Raw genomic sequence first — 14,810 nt, forward strand, 5'->3', positions numbered from 1 at the left:
TTATTTATCGAAACTCTGTTTAAGGTAAAAAGTATATGGGAGGCGATTTACGATGAGCAGTGTGTAACCCGTTGTTACTTAAGGGGAGCAAGTAAGTTACTGAGTCACTGAGTGGTTAGTCAGTAGCTTGAAGAAACTAGTGATTGAGAATCGAAGCCAGATCGGTGAAAATAGCGCCCATTATTTTTTCGACGCCTTCGAGTAGTAGTTGAGCCAATACTCTCAAACGCTATTCTACAAACCAAGAAGATCGAGATTCATGTCAAATCCTCAATTTCAGCAACAAGTTTCTAAGCGCAGAACTTTTGCGATCATCTCTCACCCGGATGCGGGTAAAACCACCATTACTGAAAAAGTACTGTTATTCGGAAACGCGATTCAGAAAGCAGGCACAGTAAAAGGCCGTGGCAGTGCGCAGCACGCCAAGTCAGACTGGATGGAAATGGAAAAAGAGCGTGGTATCTCGGTAACAACGTCCGTGATGCAGTTTCCTTATAACGACTGTTTGGTTAACCTACTTGATACTCCAGGACACGAAGACTTCTCGGAAGATACTTATCGTACGCTTACCGCTGTTGACTCATGTTTGATGGTGATTGATGCGGCAAAAGGTGTCGAAGACCGTACCCGTAAATTGATGGAAGTAACTCGTCTTCGTGACACGCCTATCGTGACCTTCATGAACAAATTGGACCGTGATGTACGCGACCCAATGGAAGTGCTAGACGAAGTAGAAAGTGAACTGGGTATGATGTGTGCCCCTATCTCTTGGCCAATTGGTTGTGGCAAAGAGTTTAAGGGTGTTTATCACATTCACCGTGACGAAACGATTCTGTACGAATCTGGCCATGGTCATGAAATCCAAGAAGTTCGTATCATCAAAGGGTTAGATAACCCAGACCTTGATGACGCGGTAGGTGCTGATCTAGCAGAAAGCGTTCGTGAAGAGTTAGAGCTAGTAATGGGCGCATGTCCTGAGTTTGATCTTGATTCTTTCCTTAAAGGTGAGCTAACTCCAGTATACTTTGGTACTGCACTTGGTAACTTTGGTGTTGACCATATGCTAGACGGCCTAACTAAGTGGGCACCAGCACCGCAAACGCGTCAAGCGAATGAGCGTGATGTTGAAGCAACGGAAGAGAAGTTTTCTGGCTTTGTCTTTAAGATTCAGGCAAACATGGATCCAAAGCACCGCGACCGTATCGCCTTTATGCGTATTGTATCTGGTACCTATTCTCAAGGTATGAAGATGAACCACGTTCGCACCGGCAAAACAGTCAGCATTTCTGATGCGGTTACGTTTATGGCGGGTGACCGTTCTCGCGCCGAAAAAGCGTATGCTGGTGATATCATTGGTCTTCATAACCACGGTACCATTCAAATTGGTGACACCTTTACTCAAGGTGAAGCGCTGAAGTTCTCTGGCATTCCAAACTTTGCACCGGAGCTATTCCGTCGCATTCGTCTAAAAGATCCATTGAAGCAGAAGCAGCTACTAAAAGGTTTGGTTCAGCTTTCTGAAGAGGGTGCTGTTCAGGTATTCCGTCCGCTACAAAACAACGACCTTATTGTTGGTGCGGTTGGTGTGCTTCAGTTTGACGTGGTTGTTGCTCGTCTAAAATCTGAGTACAACGTTGAAGCGATTTATGAAAGTGTTAACGTTGCAACAGCTCGTTGGGTTGAGTGTGATGATGACAAGAAGCTTGAAGACTTCAAACGTAAGAACCAGCAAAACCTTGCGCTTGATGGTGGTGACAACTTGAGCTACGTAGCACCAACTATGGTTAACTTGAACCTAGCGCAAGAGCGTTTCCCGGATATTAAATTCCGCGCAACACGTGAGCACTAATCTATAGTTGCTAATACTAGGCAATAAAAAACCGCTCATTTGAGCGGTTTTTTTCGGTCTGCATATCGCATCCGGTTATTCGCGTTCTTTAGTGTAAGGCACGCCGATAGCTTTTGGTGCTACCGCCTTACCAATAAAGCCTGCGAGTAGGAATACGGTTAACACGTAAGGTACGGCTTCAATCGCTTGTACCGGAATAGGGAAGTCACCAATGGTCACGCCTTGCATACGAATAGCTAGTGCATCCAAGAAACCAAAGAGCAAACATGCACCCATTGCGGTAAACGGACGCCACTTACCAAAAATAAGCGCAGCCAAAGCCATATAACCTTTACCTGCACTCATGTTTGGAATGAACTGAGCCGTTTGCGCTACCGATAAGTAGACGCCACCAATACCCACTAATACCCCACAGATTGCAACGGCAGCGTAACGCATACGCACTACAGAGATACCTGCAGTATCCACTGCTGATGGTGACTCACCTACAGCACGTAAGCGCAAGCCGAAACGAGTTCGGAACAGTAGGTACCAACAAGCAGGAACGATTAACACCACAAGGTATACCAAAATGGAGTGTCCACTAATCAGCTCTGAGTAGATGTCGCCCAAAATAGGTACGTCCGCAACGGCATCAGCACCAGGGAAGGTAATTGGTGCGAAACGAGCATCACCAGATAGGGCTGGAGTTTGACCACCTTGTTGGAACCAGTGGCGACCTAACGTAATGGTTAAGCCTGCGGCAAGAATATTGATTGCCATACCACTGACGACTTGGTCACCTCTGTGGGTGATACAAGCGAAGCCGTGAAGCAAGGCGAGAAGCACCGAGATACCTATACCAGCAAACAAACCTAGCCACGCTGAACCGGTGACATGGGCTGTAGCAGCACCGGCAAATGCAGCGGCTAATAGTTTACCTTCTAGTGCAATGTTTACTATCCCTGAACGTTCACAGAACATACCGGCTAAAGAGGCAAGAATCAGTGGGGTTGCCACACGTAAGGTGGCATCAAGCATGAGAATAATCGTTTCAAACATAATCAAGCGACTCCTTTCTCTGCTTGTTGCTCATTGTTTTTGCTGCCAAAAAGTTTGAGGTAAGTACGTTCTAGTGAAGGACGGAACATGTGCTCTAGTGCTCCTGAGAATAGAATCACCAGACCTTGCAATACCACAACGATATTTCGGTCAACGCCGTACTCAAAACTTAGCTCAGCACCACCTTGATACAGGAAGCCGAACAACAAACTTGCTAATAGAACACCGATAGGGTGGTTACGCCCCATTAAAGCAACCGCAATACCAGTAAAGCCAAAACCTTCAACGAAGTTGAGTTTGATTTGATGCAGCTCGCCTTGTAATACATTCAAACCAAAGAAGCCCGCTAACATGCCTGAGATAAGCATGGTAAGGACAATGATTTTTACATATTTAATACCTGCATAGCTTGCAGCTGATGGATTTGAGCCGACAGAGCGGATTTCGTAACCCCAACGTGAGTGCCACATAAATAGCCAGACAAACACACAACACAAGAGCGCAAAAATGAAGCTCAAGTTCATTGGGCTTGGTGCCATTTCAATACCGACCACAGCGAGCATTTCATGCATCTTTGGTAACCAGCTTGAGACTGCGAACACACGGCTTTCTGTTGCCATCGTGTTTTCAGGCTTCAAGATATCAACTAGTAGATACGCCATTAACGAAGAGGCGATGAAGTTGAACATGATAGTCGTGATTACGATATGGGAACCGCGTTTTGCTTGAAGGTAAGCTGGAATAAACGCCCACGCAGCACCAAATAAACCGCCAGCAATGATGGCAACTGGGAAGACGATATACCACGGTGCGTATTCACCTAGAGTCAAACAGACCAAGCCAACGCCCAAACCACCGATATACGCTTGCCCTTCACCCCCAATATTGAATAAGCCAGCATGGAAGGCGACGGCTACAGCAAGACCGGTAAAGATAAAGCCTGTCGCGTAGTACATGGTGTACCCAAAGCCTTCTGCGTAGCCAAAGGCTCCTGTCCACATGACTTTTGCCGCGTCAATTGGGTTAATATCGATATAAATAAACAGCAGAGCCGACACCAAAAACGCAACTAATACGTTGATGGCTGGCAGCAGTGCCACGGTTACCCAAGCGGGTACTTTTGCTTGGCTCATGCGCTTTCTCCTTGTGGCTCTGCGTGTTCCTTGGATGCTTTAAGATGCTCAGGCATGATATTGGCCATCATTAATCCCAGCGTTTTCTCATCGGCATCTTCAATGGATACTTCACCCACGATAGAGCCATCAAAGACCACTAAAATGCGATCAGATAGGCTTAGGATTTCATCTAGCTCAACCGAGACCAGCAAGACAGCTTTGTCTTCGTCACGTGCAGCAATGATTTGCTGGTGGATGTATTCGATAGCACCGATATCTACCCCACGAGTTGGTTGGCCGACCAAAAGCACATCTGGGTTCTGTTCCATTTCGCGCGCGATGACTAGCTTCTGTTGGTTACCACCGGAAAAGTTTGCGGTTTTTAATGTGGTGTCGTTAGGACGAACATCCCACTTATCCATGCTCTTCTGACAACACTCTTTAATGGCTTGCTTATCTTGCAGTAAGCCTTTGTTGTATTGTGGTAAGTGGTGGTAGCCCAGGATATACGCTTCTTGAGCTTCAAATTTGTTGATAAGACCCTGCTTATGACGGTCTTCAGGAATATGACCTACACCAATAGCACGTACCTGTTGAGGATCGAGAGGGTGATGTTTGTCGATATGGCTACCGTTAATGTCAATGCTGCCGGAATAAGGCTTAATAATCCCAGATAGCAGACCAAGTATTTCTGATTGACCATTACCAGAAACACCAGCAATACCAACGACTTCACCCTGTCTGACACCAAAGCTGATACTTTTGACACGCTCAACACCTGCGTCATCAAAAAACTGTAACTGATCAACTTTGATAAGCTCTTTCTTCGGATTCGCTTCAGATTTATCCACTTTTAGGCGAACCTTGCGTCCCACCATTAGTTCTGCCAGTTGCTCTTTGTTCGTTTTCGCCGTCACCACGTGCTCGACCATTGTGCCTTGGCGCATTACCGAAATATTGTCGGTAATCGCTAGGACTTCACGCAGCTTATGCGTGATGATCATGATAGTAGTACCTTGAGCGCGAAGTTTATCTAAGATGCGGAAAAGGTGATCGGCTTCTTGTGGAGTGAGTACACCTGTTGGCTCATCAAGAATCAGGATTTTTGCGCCACGATACAGCGCTTTTAAGATTTCGACACGTTGCTGAAGACCAACAGGTAGCTCGCCTACAACGGCATCAAGGGGAACTTCGAGCCCGTAATCCTGTGCTAGCGCTTTCAACTTTTTGCGCGCTTTACCTAAACTTTCATTTAGCTGCCATCCATCTTCGGCACCGAGAACAATGTTCTCTAATACGGTAAATGTTTCCACTAACATAAAGTGTTGGTGGACCATGCCAATTCCTGCTTTGATTGCTTCCTGAGAGTTAGCGGGCTTGTAAGGAGCGCCGTTCACTGTCATTTCACCAGCATCAGCATGATAAAATCCGTAAATAATACTCATAAGAGTGGACTTGCCAGCACCATTTTCACCAATGATGCCGTGAATCGTGCCCTGAGGAACTCTAAGATCGATAGCTCGGTTAGCGTGAACGGCTCCAAAGCGTTTATCTATCTGCTTAAGTTCAATGGCAATAGATTGTCCGTTTGTCACTAGATACTGCCTTATAATTATACGCCGCTGTTTTTAGGCAGCGGCGTTGTTATGTTTACTCAGCTTATTGATAATAAAATAAAATAAGCTGAGTCTTTCATTCTGAGCTAGGACGCTTAGAAGTTACACGTGTTGTCAGACATGTAGTCGTGAACTTCGATCTTGCCAGCGATGATGTCCGCTTGAAGCGTATCTAGGTATGCTTTCATTTCAGGTGTGATTAGGTCTTTGTTGTACTCGTCGTAAGCCCACTCAACTGCGCCTTCTTTTAGGCCAAGTACTTTGATGCCTGCTTCCCAAGTACCGTTTTCAGCGTCGTCCCAAGTATTGTATGCAGCAACACCGACTTTCTTAACCATAGATGTCAGCATAGTGCCTGGTTGAAGGTGGTTTTGGTTTGAGTCAACACCGATTGCGTATTTACCAGCATCTTTAGCTGCTTGGTATACACCCATGCCAGTACCGCCAGCTGCTGCGTAGATAACGTCAACGCCTTTAGAGAATTGAGATTTAGCAAGCTCTGAACCTTTCGCTGGGTCAGCGAAGGCTGCTGGAGTAGAACCTGTCATGTTTTGGAATGTTTCGATTTCTGGGTTCGCGTATTGTGCACCTTGACGGTAGCCACATTCGAACTTACGAATCAATGGGATATCCATGCCACCAACAAAACCTACTTTGCCAGTTTTAGAAGCTTTTGCTGCCAACGCACCTACAAGGAAAGAACCTTCGTGCTCTTTAAAGACGATAGATTGAACGTTTGGCTTATCAACGACCATATCGATGATGGTAAATTGAATATCAGGGAATTCAGTGGCAACTTTTTCTACAGCTGATGCCATGTTGAAGCCAACAGCAACAATAGGAGTGAAGCCACGGCTTGCCAAGCGACGAAGGCCTTGCTCACGTTGCGCTTCGTTTTGAGGTTCAAATTCACGAACTTTAATGCCTTTGTCTGCATTAAATACTTTTACACCGTTCTGGAAAACAGCTTCGTTGAATGATTTGTCAAATTTACCGGCTGTATCGTATACCACTGCTGGTTTCGCTGCGAATGCACCAAATGAAGCTACTGCTACTGCGAGCGCAGACATTTTTAGAATAGTTTTTTTCACGATCAATTCCCTTGTAGTGTCGAATGATAGAGCATCATTGACGATTCGATAGGCTAGGCTCATTCCAGTTTTTAGGTGCCTAGAAAATGGTCGTATGTAAACGACACAGAAATGACGATAGAGACAATTTGTGTGGTTTACAAACAATAGGCAACATTTTATCGTTTGCGTATATGAAAAAAAACCGCTTCTATCACAGCATTGAGGGGTAAGTCACAACTTAGTGATAAAACTCTAACTATTGCGCTATCCTTTGTAACATAAGGATTTGAGATAATATCGATTGCAATCGATTACATTTATTTAGGTAAATTTACCATGGTTGAATTGCTCAAAAAGTGGCTTAAAAAATACGATGATTGGTGTGCCTCATTAGGACTCACACCAGAGAATAAACGTAGTTGCGTGCCTTACCGAAAAGAGCCAAAAGATGGTGATTGATAGCCATTGCCACCTCGATCTATTGGCAAAGAAAAAAGACATAAACCAAGTACTATTAGAGGCAGCAAAGGCTCAAGTTGCCGCTATCGTTGTACCTGGTATTAATGAGCAAAATTGGCTGGCCATAAATAAGTTAGCCAGTGAGCATGCAATGGTGTATTTCGCTTTAGGGTTTCATCCTTTGTTTCTTGAGGAAGTGGATGATGGCTCTATTGCTCGCCTAGAGCAACGTGTTGCTGAGTTGAAAAACAACCAAAAGTTTGTCGCATTAGGAGAGTGTGGTCTCGACTTCTATCAAGGTAGAGAAAACGAGCTTCTACAAAAATCACTTCTTAGTGAGCAAATTCGTATTGCCAACCAGTACCAACTACCCATTATTCTTCATTGCAGGAAAGCACACCAAGATCTTATTGCCTTATTGAAACAGAACCCTCCTCTATATAGTGGCGTTATTCATGGATTCAGTGGCAGCTACCAACAAGCGATGGATTACGTCAATCTCGGTTTAAAAATAGGTGTCGGTGGTGTCATTACCTACGAAAGAGCGCAAAAAACACGCTCAACTATCATTAATCTTCCACTAGAAAGTTTGTTACTAGAGACGGATGCGCCTGATATGCCTCTTTATGGATATCAAGGTCAGCCTAATGAGCCCAAAATGGTAAACATGGTTCTATCATCGTTAAACATGCTGAGAAGTGAAAATGAGCAAACGGTTACGTCACAGCTACTAAAAAATAGCAAATTGACGTTTAATTTTTGTGACTAAATATGCTGTTAATTGTGAATTCGAAAACGTTTGCAGAGATGAATTGTGATCATGATCGCAAAATGACGTGTATCTTTTATGTGTTCAAGACGAAAGTGTGAGGGGGGTACTACTTTCTTTTCTGTGGGTTTGTATAATCGCCCCCGCTTTTGAGCTTCAAATTTTGTTACACGCCAAATTATTAAATATAAGGAAGTCATAAACTATGAGCCTGTTTATGAGCCTGGTTGGTATGGTTGTACTGATTCTTATCGCAGTACTTCTATCGGATAACCGCAAAGCTATTAATATCAGAACTGTGGCTGGCGCTTTTGCTATCCAATTTGCACTTGGTGCGTTTGTTCTTTATGTACCTTGGGGTCAAGAGATCCTACGTAGCTTCTCTGACGCTGTATCTAGCGTGATTAACTACGGCAACGACGGTACGTCATTCCTATTCGGTGGTCTTGTTTCTGACAAGATGTTCGAAGTATTCGGCGGCGGCGGTTTCATCTTCGCATTCCGTGTACTACCGACACTGATCTTCTTCTCTGCGCTTATCTCGGTACTTTACTACCTAGGTGTAATGCAGTGGGTTATCAAGATTCTTGGTGGCGGTCTGCAAAAAGCACTAGGCACATCTCGTGCGGAATCTATGTCTGCTGCGGCAAACATCTTCGTAGGTCAAACTGAGGCTCCACTTGTTGTACGTCCTTTCGTGCCTAAGATGACTCAATCTGAGCTATTCGCTGTAATGTGTGGTGGTCTAGCTTCTATCGCTGGTGGTGTACTTGCGGGTTACGCGTCAATGGGCGTACCAATCGAGTACCTAGTAGCAGCATCATTCATGGCAGCACCTGGTGGTCTTCTGTTTGCTAAGATCATCAAGCCAGAAACTGATGAGCCAATTGACCAGCTTCACAGTATGGAAGCGGAAGGTGAAGACAAGCCAGCTAACGTTATCGACGCAGCAGCGGGCGGTGCATCTGCAGGTCTTCAACTAGCTCTTAACGTAGGTGCAATGCTAATCGCATTCATCGGCCTTATCGCCCTAGTTAACGGTATGCTTGGCGGCATCGGTGGCTGGATCGGTATGCCAGAACTACGTCTAGAAATGATTCTAGGTTGGATCTTCTCACCACTAGCATTCCTACTAGGTGTGCCATGGTCTGAAGCGACAATCGCTGGTGAGTTCATCGGTATGAAGACTGTTGCGAACGAATTCGTAGCATACGCGAACTTCGCACCATACTTAGGTGACGCAGCACCAGTTGTTCTTTCTGAGAAAACTAAGGCAATCATCTCATTCGCTCTATGTGGTTTTGCGAACCTTTCTTCTATCGCAATCCTTCTAGGTGGTCTGGGTAGCCTTGCGCCTAAGCGTCGTGGTGATATCGCACGCATGGGTGTGAAAGCAGTAATCGCAGGTACGCTATCTAACTTGATGGCAGCAACGATTGCTGGTTTCTGTCTAAGCCTAGCTGGCATGTAATTGCTCGCGTAAAGGTTATTAGTATATAGACGCCGTATTAAATCGCCCCGTAGCAAGAAATTGCTGCGGGGCTTTTTTGGTTTTAGGAGCCAGATAATTCCTAATGAATCGTTACTGGATAAGCGATTCAACGACTGAATGGAAGTTTTTTGAGAAGCAAACCGTTTGCGTTTTAATCAGCTCTACCGTTTTGAACGAGAGTCCTATACTGTATAGGCTACTAAGTAATTCTTTCGTGTTTTCGCGAAGCTTTATGTAGCCAGAGCCAGTTCTCACCAAGATAGGAATCAGGTGATTTTAACGAGCAGGTACTGTGCGGTGACAAGGATAGCAATTGGTATTCGGCTTTAACCTAATAGCTGAACCGAGTCTTCAAGGAACCAAGTCCGTTCATTTATTGCTGACGAGTTTGTCAGGTAATTAATTGAATATATTGACCGGAGATAGAAATGAGCGATTTAAAAGCAGCAGCTCTACGTGCACTAAAACTTATGGATCTAACCACGCTAAATGATGACGACACTAATGAAAAAGTGATCGCACTATGTCATGACGCAAAATCGCCAGTGGGTAACACGGCGGCGATCTGTATTTATCCTCGCTTTATTCCTATTGCAAAGAAAACGCTACGCGAACAAGGTACACCAGAAGTACGTATCGCAACTGTGACTAACTTCCCTCACGGTAACGATGACATTGAAATTGCGGTAGCTGAGACTAAAGCAGCTGTTGCATACGGTGCAGACGAAGTGGACGTTGTATTCCCATACCGCGCACTGATGGCAGGCAACGAAGAAGTAGGCTTCGAACTTGTTAAGCAATGTAAAGAAGCGTGTGGTGATATCCTTCTAAAAGTGATCATCGAAACTGGTGAGCTTAAAGAAGAAGCGCTTATCAAGAAAGCTTCAGAAATCTGTATCAAAGCAGGCGCGGACTTTATCAAAACATCAACAGGTAAAGTGCCAGTTAACGCTACTCCTGAGTACGCGCGCATGATGTTAGAAGTGATTCGTGATATGGGCGTTGCTGAGAAAGTTGGCTTCAAGCCAGCAGGTGGCGTTCGTACTGCGGAAGATGCTGCTGCTTATCTAGCAATGGCTGATGACATTTTAGGTGCAGATTGGGCAGACAACATGCACTACCGCTTTGGTGCCTCTAGCCTTCTAACTAATCTCCTGAATACATTAGAAGTAACAGACGAAACTGCAGATCCATCTGCATATTAATCTGAATCTTTTTGTTGGTGGCTGATTTCCAGCCACCACTATTCCCTCTATCCCTACAACCCAAGCTTAGACTGGGGAGGTACTAATGTATTTACCACAAGAAATTATTCGTAAAAAACGTGATGGCCAAGAACTAACTGCTGAAGAAATTAACTTCTTTATCCAAGGTGTTGCCAAGGACACCGTATCTGAAGGGCAGATTGCTGCCTTTGCAATGACCATCTTTTTTAATGAAATGACTATGCCAGAGCGTATTGCTCTTACATGTGCAATGCGTGATTCTGGCATGGTTATCGATTGGGGCCACATGAACTTCGGTGGTCCGATTGTTGATAAACACTCAACAGGTGGCGTTGGTGATGTAACATCACTAATGCTTGGTCCTATGATTGCTGCATGTGGTGGCTTTGTACCGATGATTTCTGGTCGCGGTCTGGGTCATACAGGTGGCACGCTGGACAAACTAGAATCTATTCCTGGCTATGACATTACGCCAACCAATGACGTGTTTGGTGAAGTGACTAAAGACGCTGGTGTAGCGATTATCGGTCAAACTGGCGATCTTGCGCCGGCTGATAAGCGTGTTTATGCGACTCGTGATATCACTGCAACGGTTGACAATATCTCTCTGATTACTGCGTCTATCTTATCGAAGAAACTGGCGGCAGGTCTTGAATCACTAGTGATGGATGTAAAAGTCGGTTCTGGTGCTTTCATGCCAACTTATGAAGCATCAGAAGAGTTAGCCAACTCTATCGTTGCCGTAGCTAACGGTGCTGGTACTAAGACTACGGCTATCCTTACCGATATGAATCAAGTGCTTGCTTCTTCTGCAGGTAATGCAGTTGAGGTTCGTGAGGCAGTACAATTCTTGACGGGTGAATACCGCAACCCACGTTTGTATGAAGTGACGATGGCACTTTGTAGCGAAATGTTGGTGCTAGCGAAGTTAGCTGAGAACACTAAGCAAGCAGAAGCTAAGCTGAATGAAGTACTTGATAACGGTAAGGCGGCTGAGTGCTTTGGCAAAATGGTCAAAGGTTTAGGCGGCCCTGCAGACTTCATTGAAAACTACGATAATTATCTAGAAAAAGCAGAAATTATCAAGCCAGTATACGCTGACAATGAAGGTATTGTTTCAGCGATGGATACTCGAGCAATCGGTATGGCTGTAGTTGGCATGGGTGGTGGTCGCCGCGTGGCAACAGATACCATCGACTACGCGGTAGGCTTTGACCAATTTATTCGATTAGGCGAGACAGCAAGTGCAGACAAGCCACTAGCTGTTATCCATGCGCGTAACGAAGCGCAATGGCAAGAAGCAGCAAATGCATTGAAAGCCGCAATGACAATCGGTGAGCAAGCTTACGTAGAAACGCCTTGTGTGTACCGCCAGATTCGAGCGGAAGATCTCGCATAAGCGTGAGGAGAAATTATGAAACGCGCATTTATTTTAGTATTAGATTCATTTGGTATTGGCGCAGCAGCCGATGCTGAGCAATTTGGTGATGTAGGCTCAGATACACTGGGTCATATTGCAGAGCAGTGTGCAAAAGGTTTAGCTGATAACGATCAGCGCAGCGGTGAGCTAAAGCTACCGAATTTGAGCAAGCTCGGCCTAGCCATGGCGCATAAAGAGTCTACAGGTGCTTTGGCACAGGGCCTTCGTGATGACGTCGAAATTATCGGTGCTTATGGTCACGCAGCAGAGTTATCGTCAGGTAAAGATACTCCGTCTGGTCACTGGGAAATTGCTGGTGTTCCTGTTTTGTTTGATTGGGGTTACTTCACTGATAAGCAAAATAGTTTCCCGAAAGAGTTGACTGACCGCATTCTAGAACGTGCAGGTTTAGACGGCTTTTTAGGTAACTGTCACGCATCAGGGACTCAAGTACTTGATGACTTAGGCGAAGAGCATATGAAGACGGGCAAACCTATCTTCTATACGTCAGCGGATTCAGTTTTCCAGATTGCATGTCATGAAGAAACTTATGGTTTAGATCGTCTGCTTGAGCTTTGCCAAATCGCTCGTGAAGAGCTTGAGGATTACAATATTGGTCGTGTTATCGCGCGTCCATTTATTGGTCCAGGTAAAGGGCAATTTGAGCGTACGGGTAACCGTCGTGACCTTTCTGTTGAACCGCCAGCGCCAACCGTGTTATCGAAGCTTGTTGAAGAGAAGCAGGGACAAGTGGTATCTATCGGTAAGATTGCTGATATTTACGCGAACTGCGGTATCACTAAGAAAGTGAAAGCCACAGGCATTCCAGCGCTATTTGAAGCAACCAAAGAGCAAATCAAAGAAGCGGGCGACAACACGATCGTTTTCACTAACTTTGTTGATTTTGATTCTGCGTATGGTCACCGTCGTGATGTGGCGGGTTATGCGGCTGCGCTTGAGTACTTCGATTCTCGTATTCACGAAGTAATCGAATTGATGGAAGAAGACGATGTTCTTATTCTGACGGCTGACCATGGTTGTGACCCAACTTGGCCAGGTACTGACCATACACGTGAACACATTCCTGTTATCGTTTATGGTCACAAGGTTCCAGCAGGTTCTTTAGGTCTTCGTGATAGCTTTGCTGATATTGGTCAAAGCCTTGCAAGTTACTTTGGTACATCCTCAATGGATTACGGAAAGAACTTCCTATAATCATTAACGAACAACGCTCAAGTATCACTTGAGCGTTGTACATTTAACATATCTCTAGGCACTAAGTCCTAGGAACAAGCACTGAGAATAAAGGGAAACAGTCATGGCTACTCCTCACATTAATGCGGAAATGGGTGATTTTGCAGACGTAGTATTGATGCCGGGCGATCCACTTCGCGCAAAATACATTGCTGATACGTTTTTGGATGATGCGGTACAAGTGTGTGACGTACGTAATATGTATGGCTACACAGGCACTTACAAAGGTCGTCGTATCTCTGTAATGGGTCACGGTATGGGTATTCCATCATGCTCTATTTACGTTACTGAACTGATCAAAGATTTTGGTGTTAAGAAGATTATCCGTGTAGGTAGTTGCGGTGCGGTTAACGAAGACATCAAAGTGCGCGACGTTGTTATTGGTATGGGCGCATGTACTGATTCTAAAGTGAACCGTATTCGCTTTAAGAACCATGACTTTGCGGCGATTGCTGACTACAACATGGTGAAGAACGCTGAAGAAGCGGCAAAAGCTCGCGGTATTAACGTAAAAGTGGGTAACCTATTCTCTGCTGAGCTGTTCTACACTCCTGATCCTGAAATGTTCGATGTAATGGACAAATATGGCATTGTTGGTGTTGAGATGGAAGCGGCAGGCATCTACGGTGTCGCAGCAGAATACGGAGCAAAAGCACTGGCTATCTGCACCGTATCTGACCATATCAAGACTGGTGAGCAAACGACCTCTGATGAGCGTGCAACCACATTTAATGAAATGATGGAGATTGCTCTAGATTCTGTTTTGCTAGGTGACGCAGAATAAGCAAGACGCTAATAACGTTGTAAAAAAGCCTCGCTTGTGCGAGGCTTTTTTGTATCTGGGAATGGCTTATGTTTTCAAAAGGTACACGAGCATTCTATTGCTTGAGCAGTAAATTCTCGCCTTTGGTTTTTGGTTGTTTTCTAAGGATGACCATCAGTAGCACACCAGAGATAAAACTCATCAAGATCATCATATACATAAAGCGATCACTCTTGCGGTAGTGATGATCGGAAATTGCGGTTACCTTACCAGTTTCAAAGGTGATTCGAACAAAACCTATGATGGTATGATCGTTGATGATTGGCTCGACTAGCTGTTGGCGGCCAATGCTGGCAGTTGAGAGTGGAGTATCGAGCCCTAGGACTTCGCGCGCCGTTTTTGCGTCTGTACTGGCGGCAATTTTGACCCCCTCAGAATCATAAACGGTCGCATCTAACACCAGACGTTCTTGTGCTAACTGGTTGGTCAGAGCGCCTAAACGCTCTTGGTCTTGATCAATCAGCATCTGTCTAGCAGAGAGTGAGGCCTGAGAAATCAGAACTTTAGAAAGCACTTCTAACTGATTCGCTTGAATGCGCTCGTTACCTTTACTGATAACAAAGCTATTAGTCGTGATGAAGAACACCATAGCAGCGATTAAGCAAAGCGCTACTAACCTCAAAAAGTTGCGAAACGAAAACAGCGAACCGTCCATATAAGTTTAAAAGTACTA

The 14,810-nt window shown here is 45.0% G+C and carries 13 protein-coding genes; 8 read left to right on the top strand and 5 right to left on the bottom strand.

The window, feature by feature from the left end:
* The first annotated feature begins 259 nt into the window (after positions 1-259).
* Positions 260-1,849 carry a peptide chain release factor 3 gene (gene prfC / locus VME0621_RS11565; protein WP_006071994.1) on the top strand — a complete coding sequence of 530 codons (1,590 nt, stop codon included), beginning with the start codon at positions 260-262 and terminating at the stop codon, positions 1,847-1,849.
* A gap of 75 nt (positions 1,850-1,924) precedes the next feature.
* Here prfC and VME0621_RS11570 read toward each other — a convergent pair whose 3' ends face one another.
* The 4 genes from VME0621_RS11570 to VME0621_RS11585 form a co-directional block, all read right to left on the bottom strand.
* Positions 1,925-2,890, bottom strand: coding sequence for an ABC transporter permease (locus tag VME0621_RS11570; protein ID WP_006071992.1), 966 nt, complete (start codon positions 2,888-2,890; stop codon positions 1,925-1,927).
* Between the two features lie 2 nt (positions 2,891-2,892).
* Positions 2,893-4,023, bottom strand: coding sequence for an ABC transporter permease (locus VME0621_RS11575; RefSeq protein ID WP_006071990.1), 1,131 nt, complete (start codon positions 4,021-4,023; stop codon positions 2,893-2,895).
* The gene (locus VME0621_RS11580; RefSeq protein ID WP_062456862.1) at positions 4,020-5,600 is read right to left on the bottom strand and encodes an ABC transporter ATP-binding protein; all 1,581 of its coding nucleotides are present in this window, start codon (positions 5,598-5,600) and stop codon (positions 4,020-4,022) included. The genes VME0621_RS11575 and VME0621_RS11580 overlap by 4 nt, the downstream gene beginning before the upstream one ends.
* Positions 5,601-5,716: 116 nt before the next feature.
* On the bottom strand, positions 5,717-6,712 hold the full coding sequence (locus VME0621_RS11585) for a BMP family lipoprotein (RefSeq protein ID WP_231892935.1): 996 nt from the start codon (positions 6,710-6,712) through the stop codon (positions 5,717-5,719).
* Between the two features lie 318 nt (positions 6,713-7,030).
* Here VME0621_RS11585 and VME0621_RS26820 point away from each other — a divergent pair, with 318 nt between their 5' ends.
* The 7 genes from VME0621_RS26820 (at position 7,031) to deoD (ending at position 14,098) form a co-directional block, all read left to right on the top strand.
* Positions 7,031-7,153: a DUF5363 family protein gene (locus VME0621_RS26820; RefSeq protein ID WP_006071986.1), complete on the top strand. Its 123-nt coding sequence runs from the start codon at positions 7,031-7,033 to the stop codon at positions 7,151-7,153.
* On the top strand, positions 7,143-7,922 hold the full coding sequence (locus VME0621_RS11590; RefSeq protein WP_006071984.1) for a TatD family hydrolase: 780 nt from the start codon (positions 7,143-7,145) through the stop codon (positions 7,920-7,922). Before VME0621_RS26820 ends, VME0621_RS11590 begins: the two co-directional genes overlap by 11 nt.
* Before the next feature lie 205 nt (positions 7,923-8,127).
* Positions 8,128-9,393: a NupC/NupG family nucleoside CNT transporter gene (locus VME0621_RS11595; RefSeq protein WP_062456865.1), complete on the top strand. Its 1,266-nt coding sequence runs from the start codon at positions 8,128-8,130 to the stop codon at positions 9,391-9,393.
* Positions 9,394-9,842: 449 nt separating this feature from the next.
* Entirely contained in the window at positions 9,843-10,619 is a 777-nt protein-coding gene (gene deoC, locus VME0621_RS11600; RefSeq protein WP_006071980.1) for a deoxyribose-phosphate aldolase, read from the top strand.
* An 85-nt stretch (positions 10,620-10,704) separates the two neighbouring features.
* A complete protein-coding gene (gene deoA, locus VME0621_RS11605; RefSeq protein ID WP_062456868.1) occupies positions 10,705-12,039 on the top strand; it encodes a thymidine phosphorylase in 1,335 nt (444 codons plus the stop codon).
* Positions 12,040-12,054: 15 nt separating this feature from the next.
* Complete coding sequence (locus VME0621_RS11610) at positions 12,055-13,275, top strand: phosphopentomutase (RefSeq protein WP_062456871.1); 1,221 nt, start codon at positions 12,055-12,057, stop codon at positions 13,273-13,275.
* Between the two features lie 103 nt (positions 13,276-13,378).
* Positions 13,379-14,098: a purine-nucleoside phosphorylase gene (gene deoD, locus VME0621_RS11615; protein WP_006071974.1), complete on the top strand. Its 720-nt coding sequence runs from the start codon at positions 13,379-13,381 to the stop codon at positions 14,096-14,098.
* A 94-nt stretch (positions 14,099-14,192) separates the two neighbouring features.
* Here the strand turns inward: deoD and VME0621_RS11620 are convergent, their stop codons facing one another.
* The gene (locus VME0621_RS11620) at positions 14,193-14,792 is read right to left on the bottom strand and encodes a YtjB family periplasmic protein (RefSeq protein WP_006071972.1); all 600 of its coding nucleotides are present in this window, start codon (positions 14,790-14,792) and stop codon (positions 14,193-14,195) included.
* Positions 14,793-14,810: the final 18 nt, after the last annotated feature.

It is taken from the genome of Vibrio mediterranei (assembly GCF_900088415.1).
Classification (GTDB): Bacteria; Pseudomonadota; Gammaproteobacteria; order Enterobacterales; family Vibrionaceae; genus Vibrio; species Vibrio mediterranei.

Coding starts and splice junctions, on each gene's coding strand:
- VME0621_RS11595 (WP_062456865.1), top strand. CDS start 8,128: ATGAGCCTGTTTATGAGCCTGGTTGGTATGGTTGTACTGATTCTTATC.
- VME0621_RS11575 (WP_006071990.1), bottom strand. CDS start 4,023: ATGAGCCAAGCAAAAGTACCCGCTTGGGTAACCGTGGCACTGCTGCCA.
- VME0621_RS11610 (WP_062456871.1), top strand. CDS start 12,055: ATGAAACGCGCATTTATTTTAGTATTAGATTCATTTGGTATTGGCGCA.
- VME0621_RS11570 (WP_006071992.1), bottom strand. CDS start 2,890: ATGTTTGAAACGATTATTCTCATGCTTGATGCCACCTTACGTGTGGCA.
- prfC (WP_006071994.1), top strand. CDS start 260: ATGTCAAATCCTCAATTTCAGCAACAAGTTTCTAAGCGCAGAACTTTT.
- VME0621_RS11590 (WP_006071984.1), top strand. CDS start 7,143: ATGGTGATTGATAGCCATTGCCACCTCGATCTATTGGCAAAGAAAAAA.
- VME0621_RS11620 (WP_006071972.1), bottom strand. CDS start 14,792: ATGGACGGTTCGCTGTTTTCGTTTCGCAACTTTTTGAGGTTAGTAGCG.
- deoD (WP_006071974.1), top strand. CDS start 13,379: ATGGCTACTCCTCACATTAATGCGGAAATGGGTGATTTTGCAGACGTA.
- deoA (WP_062456868.1), top strand. CDS start 10,705: ATGTATTTACCACAAGAAATTATTCGTAAAAAACGTGATGGCCAAGAA.
- deoC (WP_006071980.1), top strand. CDS start 9,843: ATGAGCGATTTAAAAGCAGCAGCTCTACGTGCACTAAAACTTATGGAT.
- VME0621_RS26820 (WP_006071986.1), top strand. CDS start 7,031: ATGGTTGAATTGCTCAAAAAGTGGCTTAAAAAATACGATGATTGGTGT.